This window comes from Micromonospora sp. NPDC049047, assembly GCF_040649135.1.
Classification (GTDB): domain Bacteria; phylum Actinomycetota; class Actinomycetes; order Mycobacteriales; family Micromonosporaceae; genus Micromonospora.
Map to the genome: position 1 here is coordinate 316,319 of NZ_JBEZEY010000004.1, position 25,096 is coordinate 341,414.

23 protein-coding genes are annotated in these 25,096 nt (G+C 71.8%); 12 read left to right on the top strand and 11 right to left on the bottom strand.

Translation table 11 applies throughout. The annotated features are described in order from the left end of the window. The first annotated feature begins 130 nt into the window (after positions 1 to 130). Entirely contained in the window at positions 131 to 529 is a 399-nt protein-coding gene (locus tag AB0B86_RS09570; RefSeq protein ID WP_357408003.1) for a VOC family protein, read from the top strand. Here AB0B86_RS09570 and AB0B86_RS09575 read toward each other — a convergent pair. From AB0B86_RS09575 to AB0B86_RS09585, 3 genes are all read right to left on the bottom strand, one after another. After that, positions 424 to 1,563, bottom strand: a complete 1,140-nt coding sequence (locus AB0B86_RS09575) for a GNAT family N-acetyltransferase (protein ID WP_357408005.1) — start codon at positions 1,561 to 1,563, stop codon at positions 424 to 426. The genes AB0B86_RS09570 and AB0B86_RS09575 overlap by 106 nt on opposite strands. A 116-nt stretch (positions 1,564 to 1,679) precedes the next feature. Then, positions 1,680 to 2,726: a hypothetical protein gene (locus AB0B86_RS09580; RefSeq protein WP_357408007.1), complete on the bottom strand. Its 1,047-nt coding sequence runs from the start codon at positions 2,724 to 2,726 to the stop codon at positions 1,680 to 1,682. A 59-nt stretch (positions 2,727 to 2,785) separates the two neighbouring features. Then, complete coding sequence (locus AB0B86_RS09585) at positions 2,786 to 3,487, bottom strand: amino acid-binding protein (protein ID WP_357408009.1); 702 nt, start codon at positions 3,485 to 3,487, stop codon at positions 2,786 to 2,788. 150 nt (positions 3,488 to 3,637) lie between these two features. Between AB0B86_RS09585 and AB0B86_RS09590 the strand changes: the two genes are divergently transcribed. Both AB0B86_RS09590 and AB0B86_RS09595 read left to right on the top strand, forming a co-directional pair. After that, entirely contained in the window at positions 3,638 to 4,717 is a 1,080-nt protein-coding gene (locus AB0B86_RS09590; protein ID WP_357408011.1) for a phosphotransferase family protein, read from the top strand. Then, a complete protein-coding gene (locus AB0B86_RS09595) occupies positions 4,717 to 5,937 on the top strand; it encodes an acyl-CoA dehydrogenase family protein (protein ID WP_357408013.1) in 1,221 nt (406 codons plus the stop codon). The genes AB0B86_RS09590 and AB0B86_RS09595 overlap by 1 nt, the downstream gene beginning before the upstream one ends. Positions 5,938 to 6,240: 303 nt before the next feature. On the opposite strand, the gene AB0B86_RS09600 is transcribed toward AB0B86_RS09595, so the two are convergent. From AB0B86_RS09600 to AB0B86_RS09625, 6 genes are all read right to left on the bottom strand, one after another. Beyond that, positions 6,241 to 7,287, bottom strand: a complete 1,047-nt coding sequence (locus AB0B86_RS09600) for a LacI family DNA-binding transcriptional regulator (protein ID WP_357408015.1) — start codon at positions 7,285 to 7,287, stop codon at positions 6,241 to 6,243. An 82-nt stretch (positions 7,288 to 7,369) separates the two neighbouring features. Then, positions 7,370 to 8,791, bottom strand: coding sequence for a GH1 family beta-glucosidase (locus AB0B86_RS09605; RefSeq protein WP_357408017.1), 1,422 nt, complete (start codon positions 8,789 to 8,791; stop codon positions 7,370 to 7,372). After that, positions 8,788 to 9,630, bottom strand: coding sequence for a carbohydrate ABC transporter permease (locus AB0B86_RS09610; protein ID WP_357417169.1), 843 nt, complete (start codon positions 9,628 to 9,630; stop codon positions 8,788 to 8,790). Before AB0B86_RS09610 ends, AB0B86_RS09605 begins: the two co-directional genes overlap by 4 nt. 10 nt (positions 9,631 to 9,640) lie before the next feature. Further along, positions 9,641 to 10,612, bottom strand: a complete 972-nt coding sequence (locus AB0B86_RS09615; RefSeq protein WP_357417171.1) for a sugar ABC transporter permease — start codon at positions 10,610 to 10,612, stop codon at positions 9,641 to 9,643. 109 nt (positions 10,613 to 10,721) lie between these two features. Continuing rightward, entirely contained in the window at positions 10,722 to 12,008 is a 1,287-nt protein-coding gene (locus AB0B86_RS09620) for an extracellular solute-binding protein (RefSeq protein ID WP_357417173.1), read from the bottom strand. 313 nt (positions 12,009 to 12,321) lie between these two features. Further along, the gene (locus AB0B86_RS09625; RefSeq protein WP_357417175.1) at positions 12,322 to 12,885 is read right to left on the bottom strand and encodes a plasmid pRiA4b ORF-3 family protein; all 564 of its coding nucleotides are present in this window, start codon (positions 12,883 to 12,885) and stop codon (positions 12,322 to 12,324) included. 150 nt (positions 12,886 to 13,035) lie between these two features. On the opposite strand from AB0B86_RS09625, the gene AB0B86_RS09630 reads away from it, so the two are divergent. After that, a complete protein-coding gene (locus tag AB0B86_RS09630; RefSeq protein ID WP_357408028.1) occupies positions 13,036 to 13,782 on the top strand; it encodes a pyrimidine reductase family protein in 747 nt (248 codons plus the stop codon). Positions 13,783 to 13,825: 43 nt separating this feature from the next. Here the strand turns inward: AB0B86_RS09630 and AB0B86_RS09635 are convergent, their stop codons facing one another. Then, positions 13,826 to 14,575, bottom strand: a complete 750-nt coding sequence (locus AB0B86_RS09635) for a hypothetical protein (protein WP_357408030.1) — start codon at positions 14,573 to 14,575, stop codon at positions 13,826 to 13,828. After that, positions 14,568 to 15,086, bottom strand: a complete 519-nt coding sequence (locus tag AB0B86_RS09640) for a SigE family RNA polymerase sigma factor (RefSeq protein ID WP_357408031.1) — start codon at positions 15,084 to 15,086, stop codon at positions 14,568 to 14,570. Before AB0B86_RS09640 ends, AB0B86_RS09635 begins: the two co-directional genes overlap by 8 nt. Before the next feature lie 231 nt (positions 15,087 to 15,317). Here AB0B86_RS09640 and AB0B86_RS09645 point away from each other — a divergent pair, with 231 nt between their 5' ends. From AB0B86_RS09645 to AB0B86_RS09680, 8 genes are all read left to right on the top strand, one after another. Continuing rightward, the gene (locus AB0B86_RS09645; RefSeq protein WP_357408033.1) at positions 15,318 to 17,072 is read left to right on the top strand and encodes an ATP-binding protein; all 1,755 of its coding nucleotides are present in this window, start codon (positions 15,318 to 15,320) and stop codon (positions 17,070 to 17,072) included. Between the two features lie 18 nt (positions 17,073 to 17,090). Beyond that, a complete protein-coding gene (locus AB0B86_RS09650; protein WP_357408035.1) occupies positions 17,091 to 18,239 on the top strand; it encodes an exonuclease SbcCD subunit D in 1,149 nt (382 codons plus the stop codon). Then, entirely contained in the window at positions 18,239 to 20,713 is a 2,475-nt protein-coding gene (locus AB0B86_RS09655; protein ID WP_357408037.1) for an SMC family ATPase, read from the top strand. The genes AB0B86_RS09650 and AB0B86_RS09655 overlap by 1 nt, the downstream gene beginning before the upstream one ends. Then, positions 20,710 to 21,669 (top strand): hypothetical protein, encoded by a 960-nt coding sequence (locus tag AB0B86_RS09660; protein ID WP_357408039.1) that lies wholly within the window; start codon positions 20,710 to 20,712, stop codon positions 21,667 to 21,669. Before AB0B86_RS09655 ends, AB0B86_RS09660 begins: the two co-directional genes overlap by 4 nt. A 17-nt stretch (positions 21,670 to 21,686) precedes the next feature. Next, on the top strand, positions 21,687 to 22,544 hold the full coding sequence (locus AB0B86_RS09665) for a fused MFS/spermidine synthase (RefSeq protein ID WP_357408041.1): 858 nt from the start codon (positions 21,687 to 21,689) through the stop codon (positions 22,542 to 22,544). A gap of 124 nt (positions 22,545 to 22,668) precedes the next feature. Further along, positions 22,669 to 23,361 (top strand): sigma-70 family RNA polymerase sigma factor, encoded by a 693-nt coding sequence (locus AB0B86_RS09670; protein ID WP_355029379.1) that lies wholly within the window; start codon positions 22,669 to 22,671, stop codon positions 23,359 to 23,361. After that, positions 23,358 to 24,137 carry a zf-HC2 domain-containing protein gene (locus AB0B86_RS09675; RefSeq protein ID WP_357417179.1) on the top strand — a complete coding sequence of 260 codons (780 nt, stop codon included), beginning with the start codon at positions 23,358 to 23,360 and terminating at the stop codon, positions 24,135 to 24,137. The genes AB0B86_RS09670 and AB0B86_RS09675 overlap by 4 nt, the downstream gene beginning before the upstream one ends. A gap of 203 nt (positions 24,138 to 24,340) precedes the next feature. Then, positions 24,341 to 24,988: a hypothetical protein gene (locus AB0B86_RS09680; protein ID WP_357408045.1), complete on the top strand. Its 648-nt coding sequence runs from the start codon at positions 24,341 to 24,343 to the stop codon at positions 24,986 to 24,988. The last annotated feature ends 108 nt before the right edge of the window (positions 24,989 to 25,096 follow it).

Here is a 25,096-nt window from a genome sequence, read left to right on the forward strand (position 1 = left end):
GTCGGCTTTTCCGACCCGCCTACTCATCCGCTCGATCCGGTCAGACCACCGCACGGACGAACGAGCGGTCGGTGGGGCGCGGTGCCACCGCGCCGGGCAAACTGACCGGGTCGTGACGTACCGTCGAGCGATGGCGATGATCGCGCAGCTCTCGCTGGGAGTGTCCGAGCCGGAACGGGCCGCGGCGTTCTGGGCCGGTGCCCTCGGCTACCGCCGCCGCCCGCCCCGGCATCCCGGCGACGAATGGATCGTGCTGGAACCGCCGCCCGGGGCGCCGGGCGCGCCCATCGCGATGGACCTCAGCGCGAGCCCGGTCGAGGAGTTCCCCCGGGTCCACCTCGACCTGGACGCCGGCGAGCGCACCCTCGACGAGGAGGTCGACCGGCTGCTCGCACTCGGTGCCCAACCGGTGGACTGGGCGCACTACCCCACCGACCCGCTGCCCACCGAACCGCCGTACGTGGTGCTCGCCGACCCGGAGGGCAACCGGTTCTGCGTCTCGGGCCGCCGCGAACCGCCTTCGCGCTGACGCCGGTGGCCGAGCGGGACCGTGACGGTGCACCGCCCGCCGTCGCGCTCCACCGAACTGGGCCGGTCCAGCCGCCGCAGCGTCCGCAACATCGGGTCGTTGTCGGCTTGGACGTGCAGCACCAGCGCCGCGTACCCGGCGCGGTCGGCATGCTGGGCCAACCGGCGCAGCAGCGATGAGCCGAGCCCCCGCCGCTGCCAGTCGTCGCGCACCAGCAGCGCCACCTCGGCCTCGTCGCCCTCGCCGAGCAGGTTCGCCAGGGCGACCACCGACTCCGCCTCACCGTCGGCGCCCGTGGCCGTGGCCACCAGGGTCAGCCCTCGACTCGGCTCCAGCAGCCGACGCAGCCGGTCCGGCTGCGGCAACGCCGCCCCGCCCAGGTAACGCCGGTGCCGGCTGCGCGGCGAGCACGCCTCGTGCAGCTCCACGACGCCGGACAGATCGTCCGCGCAGGCGGGCCGCACGGCAACCTCGGCACCGTCGGACAACACCAGGGTGATCTGCTCAGCGGCCCGACGGACCACTGTGGCGGCCAGCTCGACCAGGGCCTGCGCCCGGGCGTACTCCGCAGGGGTGAACGCGGGCGCGGCCCGGCGCAGCGCGAACGAGCCGCCCGCCGGGTCCGCCAGCGACATGCTCGTGCCGATGATCCCCCGGTCGACGCCGACCGACGCCGGCCGCCAGCTGACGTCGTCGGCGGCCAACAGGGTCCGCAGCGCCTCACCCGTCGCGTCCGGGTCCCGCACCAGCCGGTTGGCCAGTCCGAGCACCCGGGTGGGCTGGTCGGCCAGGCCGCGCGCCTCGCTGCGCGCCACCCAGCAGTCCCGGCCCCGCCCTCGCTCGACGGCGGCGATCAGGCCCGCCTCGTCGAGCGCGTCCGGCGCGTCGACCAGGAAGTCGTCCACCGCACCCTGCTCGGTGGGCTGCACCTGCACGGTGAGGATGTTGACCCCACGCAGGGCGAGGCTGGCCGTGAGCACCGACAGGTAACCCGGCCGGTCGTCCACCGTCGCTCGGATCCGCCACAACGTCATGGTTGGCTCCTTCCCCGCGTACCACAGTCGTCCCCCGCTGTTGCCGCCCGATTGCCCGGCGGTGACGGGTTGCGCTCAGGAGGCCGACCCCGCGCGGCGGGTCACCGGTTCCGCCGCTACGCGAAACGGCCGCGGTAGCCGATGGGGCCCTCCCCGACCCGCTGGTAGGTGCCCAGGAACCCGCCGCCGCCGAAGGCGACAGTGCCGTTGTTGCCGCGCAGGTCCCGCCAGGCCAACCGGGTGATCGGGCAGCCGCGCACCTCCACCGCGATGAGCAGGTCACCCGAGCGGTGCCAGCCACCGGCCCAGCCCTCCTCGGTCTCGAAGTGCCACGTCTCCTCGGCGACGGTGCCGCGCCCGGTCAGCCGGCCGCGGAACTCCATCGGCTCTCCACCCGGCTGCCGCCGCCAGCCGTAGAAGGCCCGCTGTTGCTTCTCGAACGTGATCGCGTACTCGGCGCCGGACGTGTCGGCCCACGCCACCTGGTCGAGGACGGACTGCTCGCCCCGACCGACGAAGATGACGATCTCGCCGGCGTCGCTCGCGTACCGCAGCACCGGCTCGGCGACCGCCTGCCGGACGAGGGCCAGGCCCGCCTGGTCGTGCGCGTACATCGGGTCGACAGTGACCCGGTAGAGCCACAGCATGCTGCGGGCGTCGACACCGCTCGCGATCCGCATCGTGTTCCAGCCGGGCACCAACTCCTCGGCCGGGACCGCGAAGACCAGCCGTTGCGGAAGCCCACCGCCGTTCGGGACGCGGAGCTCGTCGGCCAGCGGCCGGCCGTTGAGGGTGACGGTGAGCGGGGCGTACCCGGGGCCTCCGGCCAGCATCGACACGAGCGCCACAAGGGTGACGCAGGCCTCCCGGACCACTGCCGGGTCGGGCACGTCGAACTCGAACTCGACAGACCCGCCGGCGTTGATCGCCAGATGGTCGTCCGCCGCCGAGGACCGGTGCACGCCGGTGATCTCGACGTTGCCGAGGCGGGGCGGCTCGGTGCCGAAGTCCGCGTAGGTGGGTGCCATCTGGTTCCCCGGCCGCCGCCGGGGCACCGGCTTCGGCAGCTTGGCGTCCGCCTGGTCGCCCCACGACGCACCGGACGGGACGCGGCCGCCGCTGCCGGCGGTCTCCGCGCGATATCCACCAGTGGAGATGTCCATCCGAGGAGACTAGATCAACAAGTCCGGCCCCCGCGGCCCGCCGGTCGCCGGGTGGCGCCTCAGGGATTGGCGCTGACCGGCGGCGCGCCCACCAGGTCCAGCCGATCGCCGAGGATCACCGCACTGGCCCGCACCAGCTGGGTGAGCCGGTCGACCTCGGTGCTGTGGAAGTTGGCGGCGCAGAGGGTGTCGCTGTACTCCCGGGCCACCACCAGCACCAGGCCGGCCCGGCCGAACGGCGCTATCGCGTGGTGGGTGCCGTCGGGCGTGGTCATCGACCGGCCGCGCAACGGGGTCACCTCCGGCAACCGCAGGGGCGCAGGGGTACGCCAGCTCGCGTGCCCCACCGTCGCCCCGCCGCCTCCGGTCCGCGAGGCCCAGTCGACAGGCACCACGGCGGCGACGGCCCAGTCGGCCGCCAGCAGCCCGGGCACGGCGTCGACAAGGGTGGCCAGCCCGTCGGCGGGGTTGGCCGCGACCTGGGCCAGCAGCTCCGCGTCCTGGCCGGTGGTGGTGGGCGCGCCGATCGCCCGCCACACGCCGTCCACCCGCACGCCCGGAATCGCCGCGAGGCCAGCCAGCAGCCGTTCCACCCGGGCCGCGCCCGGCCAGACCACTGTGAAGTCGTCCACCGCGCGCCCGCCGAGTCGTTCGAGGACCACCACCTGGACGATGTCCGCGCCGGAGACGCCCAGGGTGCGGGCGACCTGGCCGAGCGTGCCCGGACGATCCGGCAGGGTGACCCGAACTCGCAGCAACATGTCTGTCCCTCCGCTCGGCGGGCCGGCCGAAGGACGGCCGGCAGGCTGGACCCAGCCTGGTCGTTGACCATTTCGTCCCTGTTGCAGGGCCATGTCCCGAGCGGAAAATCTGACCTTGACAACATGAACGGGCTGCCATCAACTAGTCGGATGAGCGATCCGGCCGTCGATGCGTCCCGGCCGGAGGCCGATCCCACCTCCCCCGCCGGGTTGGCCCTGGACCGACTCCACGACCATCTGGCGGAGCACCGCCCCGAGCTGGCCGCCGGACCGCTGCGGGCCCACCTGATCGCGGGCGGCAAGTCCAACCTCACCTACCTGCTGCACCTCGGCGACCGCGAGGTCGTACTGCGCCGTCCCCCGCTCGGACACGTGCTGGCGACCGCGCACGACATGGCCCGCGAGTTCCGGGTCATCTCGGCGCTCGCGCCGACCGCGGTGCCGGTCCCGGGCGCGCTGCTGCTCTGCACCGACCCGGACGTGATCGGCGCACCGTTCTACCTGATGGAGCGGATGCCCGGCGAGGTGTTCCGCACCCGCGCGCAGACCGACCCGCTGGGCGACGAGAGCCGCAGGGCCCTCGCCCTGGCGATGATGGACACCCTCGCCGCGCTGCACACCGTCGAGCCCGCCGCCGTCGGGCTGAGCGACTTCGGCCGCCCGGAGGGCTACCTGGCCCGGCAGGTCCGCCGCTGGGCCGGGCAGCTCGACCGCTCGCGCAGCCGGGAGCTGCCCGGCATCGACGAGCTGCGGGACCTGCTCGCGGCGACCGCCCCGGAGGGCGCGAACACCGGCCGGATCGTGCACGGCGACTACCGACTGGACAATCTCCTCGCCTCGGCCGACCCGGCGACAGTGCACGCGGTGCTCGACTGGGAGATGGCGACCCTCGGCGACCCCCTCGCCGACCTGGGGCTGCTGCTGACGTACTGGGACGTGCTGGGCGGCAACGAGACCGCCGAGGGCAACCCGGTCGCCGACGGGCTCGGGCCGCGCGCCGGCTTCCCCACCGGCGCCGAGCTGATCGAGCGGTACGCCGGGCGCAGCGACGTGGACGTCGGGCCGCTGCACTGGCACGTGGCGCTGGGCTGTTTCAAGCTGGCTGTCATCTGCGAGGGCATCCACTACCGGCACACGCTCGGGCAGACGCTCGGCGAGGGCTTCGACCGGATCGGCGAGATGGTGGCACCGCTGGTCGCGCACGGGCTGACCGCCGCCAGGGAGCGGTGATGGACTTTTCATACGACGCCCGGACCGAGGAGCTGCGCGACGAGCTGACCCGGTTCCTGACCGAGCACGTCTACCCGGCCGAGGCGGTGCACGCCGAGCAGGTGGCCGCCGGTGACCCGTGGTCGCGTACCCCGGTGCTGGCCGAGCTGAAGGCGGAGGCCCGCAAGCGCGGCCTGTGGAACCTGTTCCTCCCCGACCCGCGCTACGGTGCCGGCCTGACCAACCTGCAGTACGCCCCGCTGGCCGAGCTGACCGGACGCAGCCCGCACCTGGCCCCGGAGGCGGTCAACTGCGCGGCACCGGACACCGGCAACATGGAGCTGCTTGCCGAGTTCGGCTCGGAAGCGCAGCAGCAACGCTGGCTGATGCCCCTGCTGGAGGGTGAGATCCGCTCCGCGTTCTGCATGACCGAGCCGGACGTCGCCTCCTCCGACGCCACGAACATCGCCACCCGGATCACCCGTGACGGCGACGAGTACGTGATCAACGGCCGCAAGTGGTGGTCGTCGGGTGCGATGGACCCGCGCTGCGAGATCTTCATCGTGATGGGCAAGACCGACCCGTCGGCCGACCGGCACCGCCAGCAGAGCATGGTGTTGGTCCCCCGGGACACCCCCGGGGTGCACGTCCGCCGTGGCATGACCGTCTTCGGCTACACCGACGGCTCGCACGGCGGGCACGCCGAGATCGACTTCACCGACGTCCGGGTGCCCGCGGAGAACCTGATCGGGGCCGAGGGCACCGGCTTCGCCATCGCCCAGGCCCGGCTCGGTCCCGGCCGGATCCACCACTGCATGCGGTTGATCGGGATGGCCGAGCGGGCATTGGAACTGCTCTGCAAGCGGGCGCTCGACCGGATCGCGTTCGGTAGGCCCCTCGCCGAGCAGGGCGTGGTCCGGGAGTGGATCGCCGAGTCGCGGGTGCGTATCGAGCAGGCCCGACTGCTGGTGCTCAAGACGGCCTGGCTGATGGACACCGTCGGCAACAAGGGCGCCCACACCGAGATCCAGGCCATCAAGATCGGCACCCCGGCGATGGCGGAGTGGGTGATCGACAAGGCCATCCAGGGGTACGGCGGCGCCGGCGTCAGCCAGGACACCCCACTTGCCGCCCTCTGGGCGCAGACCCGCACCCTACGGCTGGCCGACGGCCCCGACGAGGTCCACCGCAACTCCCTGGCCAAACGCGAACTCCGCCGCTGGGCTCCGCCCCCCGCCTGACCACCCCCACCCCGCGCTGCGCACGCCCAACCACCCCGCCCCGCCCCGCGCTGTGCGTCGTAGGCCGCGCACTGCCCCCGCGGGCTCCGTCGTGCGACTCCGCAGCCGGCGCCGTGCGCCGCGGACCACGCAAGATCGCGCAACTTCCTGAATGTAGTGGCCTCCTTCCGCACGGATGACCACTTCATCCAGGATCGAGCGCGATCATGAACGCTGCGGGAGAGGCACGGCGCGTGCCCAGGCACGGCGTGCTTGAGGCGGGTGGGGTGCCAGGCGCTTGAGGCAGCCGGGGTGGGGAGTGGGTCAGGCGGAGGCGCGGTGGACCAGTTGGGTGTCCAGGAGGATGTGGGTGGCCGGGAGGTCCTCGCCGCGGATCCGGGCGACAAGCAGGCGGGCCATTTGTCGGCCCATCTCCTCCACCGGTTGGAAGACGGTGGTCAGCGGCGGGTCCGCCCGCAGGGCGATCGTCGCGTCGTCGAAGCCGATCACCGCGACGTCCTGCGGCACCCGCCGGCCGGCCTCCCGCAGCGTCCGCAGCGCACCGAACGCCATCAGGTCGGACGCGACGAAGACCGCGTCCAGGTCCGGGCAGACGTCCAACAGTCGCCGCATGGCGCTCGCACCGCTGCCCTCGCTGAAATCCCCGTACGCGATCAGGTCGGGGTTGACGCCGGCCCCGGTGGCCTTCACCGCCTCGGTGTAGCCGGCCAGGCGGGCCAGGCCCACGCCCATGTCCTGGGTGCCGGCGATGGTGGCGATGCGCCGACGTCCCAGCCCGGCCAGGTACTCGACCGCCTGCCGGGCCCCGCCAACGTTGTCCACGTCGACGAACCAGGCTGGCTGGGCGCCCGGTTGCAGCATCCGGGCGGGCCGACCACCGAGCACCGCGGGCAGGCCGCGCTCTTCCAGCAGCGTCGGCAGCGGGTCGGAGTCGTGCAGCGACAGCAGCAGCACGCCGTCGACGTGTTGGTTGGTCAGGTGGTGCTCGACCCGTTCCCGCTCCACCGGCGACTGCGCCATGGCCAGCCAGAGCTGCATCGGCGTCTCCAGCAGACCGGAGCTGATCCCCCGGACGATCGCGGCGAAGAACGGCTCGGTGAAGACCCGCTCACCGGACTCGGACACCACGAGCGCGACGGAGTCGGTCCGCTGGGTGACGAGTGCCCGGGCCGCCCGGTTCGGCACGTACCCCAGCTCGGCGATGGCCTGTTGGACCGCGGCCCGGGCCTCCGGGCTGACCTGCGGCGAGCCGTTGACCACCCGGGAGACCGTGCCCCGACCGACGCCGGCGCGCGCCGCGACCGCATCGAGGGTCGGGCGCCCGAGCGATCGGGTGCGCTGCGTTGTCATCGTCTGCTCCTCCGACGGCGGGCGGACCCGGCGCCACCTGCGAGAGGTGGACGCCGGGACCGTCCTGGTGGCTGGCCCGAGCCTATTGTGCGGCCAGACCGTTGCGCCGGATCACCGAGGCGTACCACTTGGCGCTGGACTTGGGGATGCGGATCTGGCTGTCGTAGTCGACGTGGATCATGCCGAACCGCTTGGTGTAACCCCAGGCCCATTCGAAATTATCCATCAACGACCAGGCAAAGTATCCCCGTAGGGGCACTCCGGCGTTGATCGCGTCGTGCGCGGCGCGCAGGTGGGCGTCGAAGAAGGCCAGCCGGTCGACGTCGTCGACCTGCCCGTCGACCACCGAGTCGACGAACGCGGACCCGTTCTCGGTGACGTACAACGGCAGGTCGGTGTACTCGTGCACCCGACGCAGCGTCTCGGTCAGGCCCGGGGCGTCGATCTCCCAGCCCATGTCGGTCACCGGGACGCCACGGGTGACGAACCGGACGTCCTCGCTGCCCGGCCAGCACGAGGGAGCCGGGTCGGCCGGCGCGTCCTCGGTCGCCGCGGCGACCACGTGCCGGCTGTAGTAGTTGACCCCGACCAGGTCCAGCGGCGTGGCGATGGTAGCCAGGTCGCCGTCCTGCACGTGGCTGAAATCGGTCACCGTAGCGAGGTCGGCCACCAGATCCTCCGGGTACGACCCGCGCAGCAGCGGGTCGAGGAAGAACCGGTTGGCCAACCCGTCGATCCGCCGGGCGGCGTCCACGTCAGCCGGGGCGTCGCTGGCCGGGTCGACCGGGTAGAGGTTGACCGTCACGCCCACCTCGGCGGTCGGCCGGGAGGCCCGCAACGCCTGCACGGCCAGGCCGTGACCGAGCATCAGGTGGTGCCCGGCACGAACCGCGTCCGCACCGTCGGTGCGGCCGGGGGCGTGCACACCGGCGCCGTAGCCGAGGAACGCCGAGCACCACGGCTCGTTCAGCGTGGTCCAGTAGCGCACCCGGTCACCGAGCGCGTCGGCCACCAGGGTGGTGTAGTCGGCGAAGCGGGCAGCGGTGTCCCGGGCCGGCCAACCGCCGGCGTCCTCGAGCGGCTGCGGCAGGTCCCAGTGGTAGAGGGTCAGCCACGGCTCGATGCCGTTGGCCAGCAGCTCGTCGACCAGGCGCCGGTAGAAGTCCAACCCCTGCGGGTTGGCCGCGCCGGTGCCGCCGGGCTGCACCCGGGACCAGGAGACCGAGAAACGGTACGACTTCAGGCCCAGCTCGGCCATCAGCGCGACGTCGCCACCGAGCCGGTGGTAGTGGTCGCAGGCGACGTCGCCGGTGTGCCCGGCGACGACCCGACCGTCGGTGTGGCTGAAGGTGTCCCAGATCGACGGGGTCCGGCCGTCTTCGGCCGCTGCCCCCTCGATCTGGTACGCCGCGGTCGCGGCCCCCCACAGGAATCCGGGTGGGAAGGTCAGCCCGGGGCGCTCGTCGAGGACGTCGACGGCGGGTGGGCTGGCGGGGTTGCTCACGACTTGACGGCACCTTCCATGATCCCGCCGATGATCTGGCGGCCGAACACGAGGAAAACGATCACCAGGGGGATGGTCCCGATCGCCGTGGCGGCGAACACCTGGGAATAGTCGGTGTAGTAGGCGTACGAGAGGAAGGAGAGCGAGACCTGCAGGGTCGGGTTCTCCGGGGTGAGGATGGCGTACGGCCAGAGGAACGAGTTCCAGGTCTCCATGAAGGTCAGCAGACCGAGAACGCCGGCGGCGGGGCGCAGCGCGGGCAGCACGATGTTCCAGTAGATCCGGAACGTGCTGGCCCCGTCGACCCGACCGGCCTCGATCAGCTCGTCGGAGATCGCCTGGCTGGCGTACTGCCGCATCATGAACACGCCGAAGGCGGTGACCAGGAACGGCACGGTGACCGCGTAGAGGGTGTCGTACCACCCCAGATTCTGCATCATGCCCCAGAGCGGGATGAGCCCCAGCTGGGTCGGGATCATCATGGTGACGATGATCGCCAGCAGCAGGACGTTGCTGCCCCGGAACCGCAGTTTGGCGAAGGCGAACCCGGCCAGCGAGCCGGTGAGCACCACCGACAGGGTGACCACCGAGGAGACGATGATCGAGTTCATCATGCCGGTGAGGAAGTTCGCGGCGTCGTTGTCGAGCACCCGCCCGAAGTTGTCACCGAACGCCCCGCCGGGCGTCAGCGGCGGCGGCACGTCGTTGATGTTGTCCAGGCTGCGGGTGCCGATCACGATCATGTAATAGAACGGGTAGATCGAGAGCAGTGCCGCGAGGACGAGCGCCATGTAGGTCAGCGGGCTGGTGCGCCACAGGCGCTGGGAAGCCGAGATCATCGATCTCTCCTCACTTCGCCGAGCGGCGGACGAGTAGGAAGTTGAACAGCGACACCACGATGATGATCATGAAGATCGCCCAGGCGACCGCGGCTCCGTAGCCAGCGGTGCTGAGGTTCGAGATGCCCATCTCGTACATGTACATGGCAAGCGTCTGGAACTCCCGCTGGTTGCCGCCGATGATGCTGCCGTTGCCGAAGAGCAGGGGCTCGGTGAAGAGCTGCATCCCGCCGATCGTGGACAGGATGACCACGAAGACGAAGGTGGGCTTGAGCATCGGCAGGGTGATCTGCCAGAACTGCCGCCACTGGCTGGCGCCGTCGATCGCCGCGGCCTCGTAGAGGTCCTTCGGAATGGCCTGCATGCCGGCGAGCAGGATCAGGGTGTTGTACCCCGTCCACCGCCAGTTGACCATCGTGGAGATGGCGAACCAGGAACTCCACCGCTGCCCGTCCCAGTCGACCGGGTCGACACCGACGAGGCTGAGCAGCCAGTTGAACAGACCGAACTCCCGCTGGAACAGCATTCCGAAGACGATCGCGACCGCGGCCACCGACACCACGTTCGGCATGAAGATGGCCATCCGGAAGAAGGTCTTACCGCGCAGGAGGGTCCGGTTGAGCAGGTTCGCCAGGAACAGGGCGAGCAACAACTGCGGGATGGTCGACAGGGCGAAGATGCCGAACGTGTTGACCAGCGCGTTCCAGAAGTACTCGTCGGAGAACAGCCGGGTGTAGTTGTCGAAGCCGATGAACGTGTGGTCGCCGATCAAGTCCCAGTCGTGCAGTGACATCCAGGCGGTACGCGCCATCGGGTACAGCCCGAACACGCCGAAGATCACGAAGAACGGGGCGATGTAGAGGTACGGCGAGTACTTGACATCGAGGCGGTTGAATAGCCTTGCCCGGCTACGTCGGGAAGAGACGTCGGGCGAAGGCGGTGCTGCTGGCGACGGCGGTGCCGTCGTGGCCGACAGGCTCATGCGAATTTCCTTTTCCGGCGAGGCCCGGGGGCCCTCGCGCAGGGCGCTACGCGGAGGGGACCGGCCGGTGGCGTCCGGGAACCCCCGAACGCCACCGGCAGGGAATCACTCAGAAGGCACCCTGAGTCTTTGCGTCCTTCGTGAACTGCTCCCAGGCCTTCGCCTTGTCGGCCCGCCCGTTCTCGAACGCCCGCAGGGCCGGCTCGAGCGCGTTCTCCTTGATCGCCTGGTGCTTCGGGCCCAGGTGGATCGGCTGGATCTTGGCAACGCTCTCACCGAAGATCTTGCCGGTCGGCGCGCCGCTGAAGTACTCGTTGGTGTAGCTGGTGAACGCATCGTTCTTCAGCGCCTCCAGGTTGGTGGGCAGCGGGCCCTTGGCCTTGAAGGCCTCCACCTGGCTCTTCGCGTTGGTCAGGTACTCGGCGAGCTTCGCCGCCTCCTTCGGGTACTTGCTCTGCTCCGGAACCGCGAGCCACGAGCCACCCCAGTTACCGCCGCCACCGGGCACGGCCGCGACATCCCACTTGCCCTTGTTGGCCGGGCCAGAGTTCTCCGAGACGATGCCGAGCATCCAGGACGGGCAGAAGGTCGCCGCGAAGGTGCCCTGCTTGAAGCCGCCCGACCACTCCGGCGACCAGGTCTGCGCCTTGGCGGAGATGTCGGCCATCGAGGTGGCGGTCTCCCAGGCGTTCTTCACCGCGGGGCTGGTGTCCGCGATGATGTTGTTCTCCTTGTCGTAGAACAGATCACCGTTGCCCTGGAACATCACGCCGTTGTTGACGGCGGTGATCGAGTCGACGAACGCCTTGCCGGTGGCCTGCTTGTACTTCAGACCGGCGTCGTGGAAGCCCTTCCAGTCCGGCCAGAGCGCCGACACCTGGTCGCGCTCGGACGGCAGGCCGGCCGCCTGGAACAGGTCCTTGCGGTAGCAGACGGCGAGGCTGCCGACGTCGGTCGGCAGGCCGACCAGCCGGCCGTCCTGCGACTTGCCCAACTCCCACTTCCAGGGCAGGTACTCCTTGGAGTGGTCCGCGATGAGCGGGTTGAGGTCGGTCCAGTTGCGCGGGTTGGTCTTGAACTCGTTGAGGATGCCCTCTTCCAGGGCGGTGACGTCCGCCGCACCCTTGCCGGTGGCCAGGTAGCGGACCAGCTTCGGCCGGTACTCGGCGAGCTGCGCGGTCTTGCGCAGCTCGACCTTGATGCCGGTGTCCTTCTCGTACTGCTTGACGAGCTCTTCGTAACCGAACTCGCCGAACGTGTCGACGACCAGCTTGGCCGGCTTCTCGCCGGCCGCCGGCTTGTCGTCGTCGTTGCCACAGGCTGCGAGACCGCTGACCGCGGTGATCGCGGCCAGGGCAGCGGCCGCCAGGCGGGTACGCCGCGTGGTGACACTCATTCGCTGACCCCTCTTTTCGGTGGTGAGGCTGATGTGTGTGGTGGGGGGTGTGCTCATCGCGCCACGCCAGGGTGAGTGAGTGATCGATGCCACCTCCGGGAGCGCTCCCATGAGATTGCCGACAGGTAACGGGGGTGTCAATAGGACGTTGGGAGCGTTCCCAGATCGTTACCGCCCAGCTAGCCCGGATTCTCTACCACAAATGGGCACCCCCGCTGTCCCTCCCCACCCGCACACCATGGGTGATCAAGAGGTTCCGGTCCGGAATCGCGCTGCCGCCGCAATTCTGCGATAACAACCCCGAATGGTGGGGCTAGGAAAAGCGGCGCAACAGGGTGGTGGCGCGGTCGGGGTCGAAGCGGGACGGGTCGAAGGTGTCGCCCACCCAGTCGCGCAGCGCCGCCTGCCGGGAATCTACCGGGCCGGCCGGGCCGCCCTCGTCCGCCAACGCGACAAGGAGTGCCTGGTAGCCCGACGGCCCGCCGACACCCTCCGGTGGGCAGGCCCGTTCGCCGTCCAGGCAGACCGGATACCGCTCGTCGGGATCCGCGGTCAACGCGTCCTCCACTACCAGGTCGTGCTCCCACCAGTCGCCGAAGTCGTAGGTGTAGGAGAACCGGCTGCCCTTGCCGAGGACCGCGTCCAGCCGCACGTCCAGCTCGTCGTGCACCGCCAACTCTCCGTCCGGGTCGGGCTCGCCGTACTGCACGGCGTCGATCTCGAACGAGTGCAGGCGACAGTCCCGCCAACCCATGGCGTGCTGCACCACCCGGTGCAGCCGGTCGAGCGTGTAGCCGGCCGGCACGAGCACCTGCCGCCACACCGCCGGACGGACGCCGGCGAGGGACATCTTCAGCTGGAAGATCTGACGCGGCATGCTGTCCTGTCCTCCCGCGGCTTAGGCTGCGAGCATGATCTGCCGAGCGTGCCGGGCCCGGCGACACGACGACTGCCCGGGCCGGAACTGGTGCGACTGCCAGCACCGTACCGCCGAACCGACCCCGCCCGTCACCGGTCCGGCCGGCGAATGACCGTCGGAATTCCGATCCGGCGGCTCTGGCCCGAGCCGTCGACCCAGCCGCTCGACGACACCGCGCTCACCGCCCTCTACGGCCGCGCGGACGAACCCCGACTGCGTGTCAACTTCGTCAGCAGCCTGGACGGCGCGGTCACCGTGGACGGCTACTCGGCCGGGCTCTCCGGCGAGCCGGACAAGCGGGTGTTCGGCGTACTCCGGATGGTCTGTGACGCGCTTGTGGTGGCCGCCGGCACACTTCGCCACGAGGACTACCGGGCGGTCCGCCTGAACGAACGCCGCCGCGCCTGGCGTCGCGACTGCGGCCTGGTCGAATACCCCACGCTCGTGGTCGTCTCCGGCTCGCTCGACCTGGATCCGGCGCAGGCCGCCTTCGCCGACGCACCGACCCGGCCGATCGTGCTCACCCACGCCGACGCCGAGCCACCACCCGGCCTGACCGACGTGGCCGACCTGCTGCGCTGCGGCACCGACCGGGTCGACCTGGCCGCCGGCCTCGCCGAACTGCACCGACGCGGGCTCACCCAACTGCTCTGCGAGGGCGGCCCGCACCTGTTCGGCGCGCTCACCGCCGCCGACCTGGTCGACGAGCTCTGCCTGACCATCGCGCCACTGCTCGCCGGCCCCGGCCCCGGCCGGATCACCGCCGGCGACGCCGCCCCGCCCCGCCAGTTGCCGCTGCGGCACGTGCTGGCCGCCGAGGACGGTGTCCTCCTGCTCCGCCACGCCCGCCGCTGAGAGCTATCCGCCGAGCGTCCGGCTGTGGCGCGCGGGTCGGGGCTCAGTCGCTGAGCACCGCGCCGGGCGCCCACGGTATCCGGTAGCGCCCGCCGTCCGCGGTGCCCACCCAGACCTGCACCCCGTCGTACGGATCGGCGGCGACCACCTCCACCACCGCGCCGCGCGGGGCCGGGCCGAGCGGGTGCGGCACGCCGTCGGCCACGACCTCGACGGTACGCCCCGGCGGCGCCTGGACCAGCACGTAGAGCCGGCCGCCGGAGCGCCGGGCCACTGCCACGCCCAGCCCGCTGCCGGTGGCTCGGACGGCAGCGCAGACCGCGTCGCCGTCGATGCACGCCAGGTCGTACGAGAGGTAGTCGGCCGCCCGGCGTGGACGGCCCTCGTCCGGGGCGATCCACACCTCGACCGCCTGTCCCCCGATCGCCCGCTCCTCGGCGCGCGGATCTCGTTCGACAAGGACGAGCGTCTCCGTCCCGGCCCGGCCGACGGCGACCACCTGCGCCGGTGTCACCGCTCGACCGTCGGGTCCGGTGATCCCGGCCGGGACGTCGGCAGCCGCGCTGGGCTCGTTGCCCCCGACGGCGCTGCCGCCATCGCGACCGAGCGGGTCCAGTTGCGGGAGCAGCAGTGCCCCGGCAGCGAGCACCGTGGCCGCGGCAGCACCGGACAACAGCAGGTGCCGGCGTCGACGCGCCCGGCTGCCGGCGACGACACGGCGGGCGAGACCCGAGGGCAGTTCGACGGACGCGACAGCCCGGTCGAGCAGCTGAGCCAGGTCGTGATCACGCATGGTTGTGCTCCGGGAGGTCGAGGTCGAGTGGGGTGACACCGGCAGCTTCCAGTCGGACCCGCAGGCGGTGCAGACCACGGGAGGCCTGGCTCTTCACCGAGCCCGCGGAGCAGTCCAACTCGGCGGCCGCCTCCGCCTCGGACAGGCCGAGCCAGTACCGCAACACCACCACCGCCCGCATCCGTGGCGGAAGCTCCCGCAACGCCGCCAGGAGCACCTCCCGGTCGTCGACCCGGGCCATCTCGTCCCGCCGGGCCGCCGCGTCCGGCAGGTGCGCGACCCGGCGTCGGCTCCACGGTGAACGCCACCGGCTGACCAGCCGGTTGGTCATGGCCCGGCGCAGATAGGCTTCCGGCTGCCGTTGTCGGACCGCGTGCCAGCGGGGGTACGCCTGCTCCAACACCTCCTGCAACAGATCCTCGGCATCGGCCCGCTGACCGGTGATCAGCACAGCGAAGCGGAGCAGGCGAGGGCCGCTCGTCGCGACGAAGGTGCCGAAGTCGTCATTCATTGGTGCTCCATACCTGAATAACGCGCCCGCCGACCGGGAGGTTGAGTCCCGGCGGGCGGCGGATCCCCGCAACCCGACCGGCTACCGCGTGCGCTCGGTCGCACACCGAGCGTCCCGAGTGCGCCGACGCAGGGTGTCGTCCGCCGCGTCGCGTGGCGACCTGTCGTACTCCTCGGGCAGGATGCACGTCATGCTTCCCGACCACGCTGCCCGAGCGACCCGAGTCGCCCGATGACCGACGCCGACCTCGACAGCCCTGGCGAGGCGGTCGGGCGGGTGCTGGGCACCGCCGACGCCACACCGTTGCAGTTCTGGACGGCAGTGGCGCCCGGCAGTTATCTCCAGCTCGACGACGTGGTGGTCACCCGGCGCGAGCTGCCCGACCGGGAGCCGGTGACGATCGCCGGCGTGGTCACCCAGGTCCGCGCCCGGCACGAGGGCGCCCAGTTCGACTCCGACGTGTTCGCCATCGCCGACGGCACACTGCCCGCGATGGTGCAGGAGGCGGCCGAGGTCACCACCACCCGGGTCGATCCGGAGTTGTACGTGCCGCCGACCCCGGGCGCGGTGGTGCACCGGGCCGAGGGCGACGCCCGGGCGCGGGCGCTGCACTTCGACCGGATGGAGCGGCGCATCCCGATGGGGATGGGTCGCGACGGCGTCCCGGTCTATCTCAACGCCGACTTCCTCGACGGCAGCCGGGGCGCGCACGTCTCCATCTCCGGCATCTCGGGGGTGGCCACCAAGACCAGCTTCGCGACGTTCCTGCTCTACTCGGTCTTCCGCTCCGGAGTGCTCGGCGGCGACGCGGTGAACGCCAAGGCGCTGATCTTCAACGTCAAGGGCGAGGACCTGCTCTTCCTCGACCACCCGAACACCCGCCTGGACGAGCCCACCCGCGCGGCGTACGCGAAGCTCGGGTTGAGTGCCGGCGCGTTCCCCGACGTGCGGGTGTACGCCCCGCCCCGGGTCGGTGACGCGGCCGGCACGCCGGACGTGAGCAGCCGGCTCACCGGGGTGGACTCGTTCTACTGGACGCTCGACGAGTTCTGCGCCGACCGTCTGCTGCCGTACGTCTTCGCCGACGCCGACGACGAGCGTCAGCAGTACACGATGGTGGTCCACTCGGTGGCCGCGCACCTGGCCCGCTACGCCCAGCCGGCCGACGGTGGGGTGAGCATCGACGGCGTGCGGCTCGGCTCCTACGGCGACCTGGTCGACCACATCGTCGACCAGCTCAACGACGACGAGACCCGCTCCGACTGGGCGGGCAGCGCGGTGGGTCTGGGCACCGTCAACGCGTTCGCCCGACGGTTGATCGGCAGCAAGAAGGACCTGGCCCGGCTGATCCGTGGCGACCTGGCCACCCGCCGCCCACACTCGATCAACACCAGCGAGTCGGCGCAGGTGACGGTGGTCGACCTGCACAACCTTCCCGATCGCGCGCAGCGGTTCGTGGTCGGTGTGACGCTGAAGAGCGAGTTCGAGCGCAAGGAGAAGTCCGGCACCGCCAAGCCGCTGCTCTTCGTCGTCCTCGACGAGCTCAACAAGTACGCCCCCCGGGAGGGCTCCTCGCCGATCAAGGAGGTGCTGCTCGACATCGCCGAGCGGGGCCGCTCGCTCGGGGTGATCCTGATCGGCGCGCAGCAGACGGCGAGCGAGGTGGAGCGGCGGATCGTCACCAACTCGGCGATCCGGGTGGTGGGCCGGCTCGACCCGGCCGAGGCGTCCCGCCCGGAGTACGGCTTCCTCCCACCCGCCCAGCGGCAGCGGGCGCTGCTCGCCAAACCGGGCACGATGTTCGTCAACCAGCCGGACATTCCGGTGCCGCTGTGCCTGGAGTTCCCGTTCCCGGCCTGGGCCACCCGGGTCTCCGAGGCGGGCCGGGCACCATCGGAGACGCTGCGTTCGATCACCCAGTCCGCCGATCCGTTCGCCGTGGTGGGCTCCGGCGGCGGCAGCACCGACGACGACATCCCGTTCTAGGTAGGGGCCGGCACAGCCATGAAGATTCTGCACACCTCCGACTGGCATGTGGGAAAGGTGCTCAAGGGGCAGTCGCGGGCCGACGAGCACAAGGCCGTGCTGGCCGGGGTGATCGACATCGCCCGTGCCGAGCAGCCGGATCTGGTGATCGTCGCCGGTGACCTCTACGACACCGCCGCGCCCAGCTCGGAGGCGACCCGCCTGGTCACCCGGGCGTTGACCGCGCTGCGCCGCATCGGCGCGGACGTGGTGGCCATCGGCGGCAACCACGACAACGGCCCCGCGCTTGACGCGCTGCGTCCGTGGGCCGATGCCGCCGGCATCACGCTGCGCGGTGGGGTGCGGGACGATCCGGACGAACACGTGATCGACGGCACCACCGCCGGCGGTGAGCGGTGGCAGCTGGCCGCGTTGCCGTTCCTGTCCCAGCGGTACGCGGTGCGCGCCGTGGAGATGTACGACCTGACCGCCGCGGAGACCAACCAGACGTACGCCGACCACCTGGGCCGGGTGCTGGGGCGACTCACCGAGGGTTTCACCGAGCCGGACCGGGTGCACCTGGTCACCGCGCACCTGACGGTGACCGGCGCGACCACCGGTGGCGGTGAGCGGGACGCGCACACCGTCTTGGGCTACGCGGTTCCGGCCACCGTCTTCCCGGCCACCGCGCACTACGTGGCGCTGGGTCACCTGCACCGGGCGCAGCGGGTCATCGGTCCCTGCCCGGTGCGCTACAGCGGCAGTCCGCTCGCTGTCGACTTCGGTGAGCAGGAGAACGTCCCCTCGGTGACGATCGTCGAGGTGACGGCGAGCACCGCCGCGCGGGTGCGGGAGGTGCCGGTGACGGCGGCGAGCGCGTTGCGCACGGTGCGGGGCACTCTGGCCCAGCTCGCCGAGATCGAGGCACCGGACGCGTGGCTGCGGGTGTACGTGCGGGAGCAACCCCGCGCCGGTCTACGCGAGGAGGTCCAGGAGCTGCTGCCCCGGGCCCTGGAGATCCGGATCGACCCGGAGCTGTTGGCGGCACCGGGCAGCGGTGCCCGCATCGCGCAGCGCTCGGGGCGTTCGCCCCGGGAGTTGTTCGCCGACTACCTGGACAGCCGGGGGCACGCCGACGAGGGCGTCCGGGAGCTCTTCGACGAGCTCTTCGAGGAGGTCGAGCACTGATGCGTCCGATGCGGTTGGACATGGCCGGGTTCACTGTCTTCCGGGACGACACCACTGTCGACTTCACCGACGCCGACTTCTTCGCCCTGATCGGCCCGACCGGCTCGGGCAAGTCCACTGTGCTCGACGCCATCTGCTTCGCCCTCTACGGCATGGTGCCCCGCTGGGGTGGCCCGCGAGGGTTGGCGAACGCGCTCGCGCCGTCGGCGACCGAGGCCCGGGTGCGGTTGGTCTTCGAGTCCGGTGGGGCCCGCTATGTCGCCACCCGGGTGGTCCGCCGGGACGGCCGGGGCAACGTCAAGACCGCCAACGCCGGGTTGCAGCTGATGCCGGCCGGCTTCGACGTGACCAAGCTGGACACCGGGTTGAGCCCGGACGACCTCGGCGAGGTGGTCGCCGGCACCCCCGCCGAGATGGAGCAGGCGGTGCTGGAGGCGGTGGGCCTGCCGTACGAGCAGTTCACCAGCTGCGTGGTGCTGCCGCAGGGGCAGTTCGCCGATTTCCTGCACGCCAAGCCGGCGACCCGGCAGCAGATCCTGGTCAACCTGCTCGGCCTCGGGGTCTACGAGGATGTGCAGAAGAAGGCGACGGCGCGCGCCGCGCAGGCGGAGGCCCGGTTGGAGGCGGTCGACCAGGTGCTCGCCGGGCTGACCGGGGTGGACGACGAGGCGTTGGCCGAGGCCGACGCGCGGGTCGACCGGATGGCCGAGCTGGCCGGCACTGTGGCCGTCGCGGTGCCGGAGCTGGCGGCGGCCCGCGCCGCGGCCCGGGAGGCGGCGGCGGCGCTCACCGCGCTCGACGACGAGTTGGCGGTCCTGGCCGGGGTGCGCGCTCCCGCCGGGGTGGCCGAGGTGGCCCGCGCGGTCACCGCGGCACGGGCCGACGCCGAGGCGGCGGCGGCCGCTGTGTCGTTGGCCGAGGAGCGGGAGGAGAAGCTTCGCGGCGAGCTGGCCGGTGCTGGCGACGAGAGCGCGGTGCGGCTGCTGTTGCGGGCGTACGACGATCGGGATCGGTTGTCCGGCGAGGCCGAGACGGTCCGCGCCGCGGTGCGCGCGGCGGACGACGAGCACGCCACGGCGGTGGCCGCGCTGGTCACGGCCCGCGCGGCGGCCGAGCGGGCCGAGGCCGAGCTGGAGGCGGCCTTCCGGGCGCACGAGGAGGCGAAGGCCACCGACCTGGCGGTCGGTCTGCGGGTGCACCTGCACGCCGGCGCGGCCTGCCCGGTGTGTGAGCAGCCGGTGCAGCGGGTCCCGGCGGTGCCTGCCGATTCGGCGGTGGCAGCGGCGACGGCGGCGGGTAAGGCGGCGCGGGCCGCGACAAAGGCCGCGCAGGCGACGGTGCAGCAGCGGGACACGGCGGCGCGTGAGCTGGAACGGCTGCTGGTGCAGGCGCGGGCCCGCCAGGAGCAGGTGGAGGCCCGACTGGCCGAGTTGGACGGCCAGCTCGCCGGCGCGGCGGAGCCGGCCGTGTTGCGTCGGGAGTTGGCCGAGCACGCCCGGTTGCGGCGGGCTCTGGAGGAGGCGGCGACCGCGGTGCGGGCCGGCCGGGAGGCCGCGCGCCAGGCCCGCTCCGGGGTGGATGCCGCCGAGGAGCGGCTGCGGGCGGCGTGGCGGGCCTTCGACACGGCCCGGGACGGGTTGGCCCGGTTCGGCCCACCGGGCACAGACCGGGACGACGTGGCCGCCGCGTGGGCGGCGTTGACCGGTTGGGTGACCACCGAGGCGGATCGTCGCCGCGCCGATCGGGCGAGCCGGGCGGTCGCTGTCGCCGAGGCCGAGTCGGTGGCCGACGCGGTGCAGCGGCGCATCGCCGGCATCTTCGCCGACGCCGACGTACCGGTCGGCGACGATCCGGTGCACGCGGCGACGGTGGCGGTGGAGCGGGCCGACGCCGAGCGCCGCCGGCTGCGGGAGCGCCGGGAGCAGGCCGGCACGTTGCGCGAGCAGCGGGCCGGGCACGAGCGGGAGGCGCAGGTGGCCCGCGCGCTCGCCGGGCACCTGCGGGCCAACAACTTCGAACGGTGGTTGCTGGCCGAGGCGTTGGACCTGCTCGTCGACGGCGCGTCGGGGATCCTGCGGGAGCTCTCCTCCGGCCAGTACGAGCTGGTACACGACAAGGGCGAGTTCGCCGTTGTCGACCACCACGACGCGGGTCTGCGCCGGGGCGTGCGCACCCTCTCCGGTGGTGAGACGTTCCAGGCGTCGCTGGCGTTGGCGCTGGCGCTCTCCGAGCAGTTGGCCGGGATGTCGACAACGGCGGCGAGCCTGGAGTCGATCGTCCTGGACGAGGGGTTCGGCACGCTGGACGCGGCGACCCTGGACACGGTCGCCGCGACCTTGGAAAACCTGGCCGCCCGGGGCGACCGGATGGTCGGTGTGGTCACCCACGTGCCGGCGCTCGCCGAACGGATCCCGGTCCGCTTCGAGGTGCGCAAGGACGCCCGCTCGGCGCGGGTGGAGCGGACGGGCCGGTGAGCGACGCGGCGTTCTTCGTCGACTCGTGGGATCCCGCGTACGGGGCGTCGTTCGAGGCGTCGGCGGCCGGGCCGGCCGCACCGAGTAGCGCGCAGGTCGACGCGGATGTGGAGTTGCCCGCGGTGGACTGGCGGGCGATCGGGGTACGCCCCCAGGTGCGGGCGCCCGACGTGGTGCTGCTCGTGGACGGGGTTCGCCGGATCGACGCGAGCATCTGGACTGCGGAGACCGACGGTCTGTCGTTTCCCGGGCTGGCCGCCTCGTACGCGGCCGGTGTGGTCCGGTGCGACCTGGGTCGGGGTGCCGCGCAGTTGGCCGGCACCCGGGTCGGTCGGGGTCTGTTCACGGCGAGCCCGTCGGCGCAGGACGTGGTGGCCGGCGCGATCCGTTACCCGGTGCACCGGGTGGGTGGCACCGGTGAGCTGGCGAAGCTGCCGGCCGCCGTGCAGGGCCCGCTGACCGCGCTCGAGGTGGCGGTGTCCGACGCCGCCCGGGTCGACGGCGACCTGCTTGTGGTGGACGGCCCGTTGCGCAGTCGCCGGCAGTTGCCGCGCACCCTCGGCTACATCAAGACCCAGCACAGCCAATATCTGGATGCCCGGCTTACCGCTGTGGTGACCGGTATGAAGTCGGGTGAGCGGTCGCCGGTGTTCCGGCTGGGCACCGCCTGGGGTGGTTGGTCGTGGTATTTGCGGTTGCCGGTGGCGGTCGGCGCCCCGTGGGCGGGCATCGTCCGGGTGGAGTGTTCGGCCGATCTGCCCGTCGAGGCGGCGATCGAGCTGGCCGACCTGTCGCTTGTCACCCTGCCCCGCTTCGCGTCCACCCCGTACAAGGACCCGCGGGCGCCGCAGAATCTGATCCCGATCGCCGGCCTGGAGCGTCGGCTGCGGGCCCTGCTCGGCGATTCCCGGCTGCTGCACCGCGCGTTGACCGCCGCGGCCCGTGCGGCCCGGTAGAACGGGCGCTGGTCGCGATGGGACGCAAACGGGCGGCTGACCGGGTGGTCGAGCAGGTCGACACCGGGCGGGCCGAGCTGGTGCCGGACCCGGACCGGGCCGGCTCGTGGACGCTACTGCTGGACGGCGCGCCGCAGTCGCACGTCGACCTGACCGACCCGACCCACCTGGAATTCGAGTACGTGCGGCGGCTGGCCGCCGCTGTGGATCTGATCGCACCGGCCGGTGCGCCGTTGCGGGTGCTGCATCTGGGCGGCGGGGCCCTGACCCTGCCCCGCTACGTGTCGAGCACCCGGCCCGGTTCCACCCAGCGGGTGGCCGAGGTGGACGGTGCGCTTGTGGAGCTGGTCCGGCGGGCGCTTCCGTGGCCGTCCGACGCCCGGCTGCGGGTCCGCGTGGAGGATGCGCGGGCCGTGTTGTCCGCCAGCCGGGACGCGAGTTACGACGTGGTGGTCGCCGACGTGTTCGCCGGTGCCCGTACCCCGGCTCATCTGACCTCGGTGGAGTACGCGGCGGAGGTGGCCCGGGTGCTCCGCCCCGCGGGCTGGTATCTGGCCAACCTGGCCGACGGGCCGCCGCTGCGGCACGCGCGGGGGCAGGTCGCCACGGTCCGCTCGGTGCTGCCGCAGGCCTGTCTGGTCGGCGACGCCGCGGTGTTGCGGGGCCGCCGGTACGGAAACCTGGTGCTGGTGGCCGGGCGGTCCACCCCGCCGGTGCCGGAGCTGACCCGACGGGCTGCCGGCGACTGGTTCCCCGGGCGGGTGGTGGCCGGCGACGAGTTGGACCGCTTCGCCGGCGGCGCGCAGGTGGTCCGCGACGCCGACGCCACGGGCTCCGATCCGCCCCCGCCGGGCCTGTTCTCCGTCCGCCGCTGACCGTCCACCTGGCAGCTTCGGAGAACTTTTTCGCCGTCTGTTGATCCGCTTGGGGCGCTGCTGCGTACCACCGGGCGGCCCGCTTCGTGGGTCGGCGATGGTTACGGACACCCCGGAGGTCTGCATGCATGCGGTGGCGGCCGGTTGGCATGGCGACGTGGTCGGCGCGGACTGGATGTCGGCGCGCTCCTCGTCTCGGCCGACGTCGTCTGCCCGGGGGGTCGACGCGCACGCGACGTCTCGCCAGAATGGTCCGGTGACGCCGCGACCGGCGCCCGGACGCCATCAGGCGACGACAACCGAGGCCAGCCACTCCGACCAGTTGATCCGTCAGCTCTACGCCGAGCACGCCGGCCCGTTGCTGATGTTCGTCATGCGCCTCACCGGGGGGGACCGGCAGCGCGCGGAGGACATCGTCCAGGAGACGCTGCTGCGGGCCTGGCGTAACGCGCACCGCCTGGGCACGCAGGGGCAGGGGTCGCTGCGGCCGTGGCTGGTGACGGTGGCCCGGCGGATCGCCATCGACGAGCACCGCAGCCAGGAGGCCCGGCCGCCGGAGACGTACGACCGGGATCTCACCGCGTTCGCCGAGGCGGACAGCACCGACCGGGTGCTGCGGACCATGACGGTGGCGGACGCCCTGCGTACGCTCAGTCAGTCGCACCGGGAGATCCTGATCTCGACGTACTTCCGGGGGCGGACGGTGCCGGAGGCCGCCGAGGAGTTGGGGCTGCCACTGGGCACTGCCAAGTCGAGGGTCTACTACGCGTTGCGCGCGTTGCGCACGGCTCTGCAGGAGCGGGGGGTGACAGAATGAGCCGGCCGGACCACATGGACGTCGCGGCGTACGCGCTCGGTGTGCTCGACGAGCAGGACACTGAGCGGTTCGAGGAGCATCTCGCCACCTGCTGGGCGTGCGCGGCCGAGTTGGAGACGATGGTGCCGGTTGTCGGGCTGCTGTCCGACATCGACGGCGAGACGATGATGGCGCTCGAGCAGACGGCGACCGACCCGGGGTTGCTGAACCGGACGCTTGGCGCGGTTCGGGCCGACCGGCGGCGTACCCGGTTTCGTCAGCTGCTCGCGACGGCCGCCGCGGTGGTGGTCTTCGGCGGGCTGAGCGGGTACGGCTTCGTCAGCGTGACCGACAGCGACCCGGCACCGCCGATCGCCGGTCCGACGCAGAACGCACCTGTCGACCCGGAGACGAGCGGGCCGACGGCTCCGCCGAGCGGCCCGGGTGTCGGCGGCACCGAGGAGGAGGGCGACCAGGTCGAGGCCACCGACCCGACGACCGGCGTGCAGACCACCATGTTCCTGGTGAAGCGGGAGTACGGGACGCGGATCAATTTCAGCCTGCGGAAGCTGCCCGGTCCGCGCGTCTGTCGGCTGGTGGTGGTGCGGAAGAACGCCAGCACCGAGGTCATTTCCAGCTGGTCGGTTCCGGATGGCGGTTACGGCACCAACACCCGCCCGCAGGGTCTGGAGCTGAGTGCGTCGACGTCGGCCCCGGTGGAGGACATCAAGCAGCTTCAGGTGCAGTCGGTGGACGCCAATGGTGTGGCGAGTCCTCTGGTCACCCTACCTTTGTAAGCGCGCGTACCGATCGGCGCCGGCCCTTGTGACAATGGCCGGCGCCGATCTGTCGTTGCCGGAGAAGTCTCGCATCGAGGGCGTACGCATTCCGACGGGAATCGGTTCAACCAATTCCAGTGAAATTGACCACTGTTGTTACTTCAACCTTGACAGCCCGCGTTCCGTACCTATGGGTGAACTGCCAAGAATGAGGAGGGCACGTGGCACAGATGAAGCGGACCGTCATCGTCGCGAGCGCGATGGTCGCACTAACGGCCTGCGCTCCCGCAGGTTACGACGGGGCGAACTCGAGCGCGGCCGAGCCGGTCGCCGTCGCCGCGGCCGAGCCCAGCGCGTCGGTTGAAGCCGAGGCGTCGGCGTCCGCGGAGGCACCCCCTGCCGACGCGCCGCCCGCCAACGTCGACCTGACCGAGAAGCTTGTCGGCAAGAGCGTCGCCCGGATGGGCAAGGTGGTCACCGACCAGGACGGCTGGATCCTGTACCGCTTCGACAAGGACACCGCCGACCCGCCGTCGTCGAACTGTGTCGACAAGTGCGCCGAGGTGTGGCCCCCGGCGCTCACCGACGGCAACCCGCAGCTCAGCGGCATCTCCGACGACAAGGTCAGCAGCGTGACCCGGCAGGACGGCACCCGTCAGCTCACCGTCGGCGGCTGGCCGGTCTACCGCTACATCGGTGACAAGAAGCCCGGCCAGTGGAAGGGCCAGGCTGTTGGTGGCACCTGGTTCGTGGTCCAGCCGGACGGCAAGAAGAACCTCAGCTGCCTGCCCACCTCCACGCCGAAGGCGGTCGCCCCGCCGGCGGACAGCGGCGCCAACGACGCCGGCGGCGCGGGCTACTCCTACTGAGTTCCACCACGAGGTCACGGTGGTCGGTCGTCGCCGGGGAGGGCGCGACCGACCACCGCCGTACCCGGGACGTCGGCATACCGGTGGTGCCGGCGTCCCGCCCGGCGC